The organism is Clostridium sp. 1001271st1 H5, assembly GCF_005845215.1.
Lineage (GTDB): Bacteria > Bacillota > Clostridia > Lachnospirales > Lachnospiraceae > Enterocloster.
Genome location: NZ_SPHO01000069.1, coordinates 1 through 1,385 on the forward strand (window position 1 = coordinate 1; position 1,385 = coordinate 1,385).

At 46.5% G+C, this 1,385-nt stretch carries 1 pseudogene; it reads right to left on the minus strand.

Annotation, left to right across the window (positions count from 1 at the left end):
* Positions 1–132: 132 nt before the first annotated feature.
* Positions 133–1,374 (minus strand): annotated as a pseudogene (locus FGS84_RS30620) (IS256 family transposase).
* Positions 1,375–1,385: the final 11 nt, after the last annotated feature.

A 1,385-nucleotide genomic window follows, 5' to 3' on the forward strand; every position in this document is an offset into this window, starting at 1 on the left:
ATCTTCTATGATAATAACTGGGCTGAAAGTTCTTTCTTGGACCTTCAGTCCTTGTATTATATATAACAGCAACTACTGTTGCATGTCAAGAGCAGGCGAAAAATCCGCCTGGGGAAAATAGGTTGGATTCGCTTATTCAGGCAGCCGACCCTCATACATGATGCTTAGTTCTCCATATACCTGCCCCCAATTCCTGATTGGCATGGACCATTTCTTTGTGGCTTCAAACGTTGACAGCTACAACGCTTTCAAAAGTGCTGTATCGCTTGGAAACACGCTTCTCTGGCGGTTTAGCTTACGGTACGTGCCATTCAGGCTCTCTATCGCATTCGTGGTATAAATGACCTTTCTGACCGCTGTGGAAAATTTGAAAATCGGGGAGATGGCATCCCAGTTCTGCTTCCAGCTCCTCATGGAATTGGGATATTTCCCGCTCCACTTTTCAGTGACACGTTCCATTGCCTCAAGTGCTTTTTCTTCTGTGGGTGCCTGATAGATTGTCTTAAGGTCCGCGCAGAATGGCTTCCTATCCTTGTCTGACACATATTTCATCGTATTACGCACCTGATGCACAATACAGCGCTGATATTCGGTCTTTGGATAGGCTGCCGCGATTGCCTCCTTGATACCGCTCAGCCCGTCAGCACAGAGGATTAAGATATCTTTTACCCCTCGGTTTTTCAGGCTGTTTAAAACAGACAGCCAGTATTTAGAACTTTCATTTTCGCCAACCTCAATCGTCAGGACTTCTTTGCGTCCATCCTGATTAATACCAAGGACCACATAGGCCGCAAGCTTGCGGATGATGCCATTATCCCGGACGGAGTAATGGATTGCATCAATGAACAGGACCGGATATACTTCTGAGAGCGGCCGGTTCTGCCAATCCTCTATCTGTGGTATGATTTTATCTGTGACATCAGAAATAAAGCCTTCGGAGGCTTCAAACCCATAGATATCTTCCAGTGTATCGGAAATCTGCCGGGTGGTCATGCCCTTGGCATACATAGATATGATTTTCTGGTCGATATCGGAGATATCCTTTTGACGCTTTTTGACTACCTGTGGCTCGAAAGTAGACCTGCGGTCCTGGGGGACCTTGATATCCATGCTGCCATAGCTGCTGTTAATCCGTTTGGCTTTATAGCCGTTACGGTAATCATCGCTGTCAGAACGTTCCGACTTTTCATAGCCCAGATGCTCATCCATCTCTGCTTCCATCATTTCTTTGATTGTGCCACCAAGCAGGTCCTTGAGTGCAGACTGGATATCCTCTGCAGATTGGATGTCGTATTCCTGCAGGAGCTGCTGGATGATGCTGCGTTTTCCTTCTGTCATTTGTACCTGGTGTACCGGTTTCTTTTCTCTTGCCATAATAAAAGGCC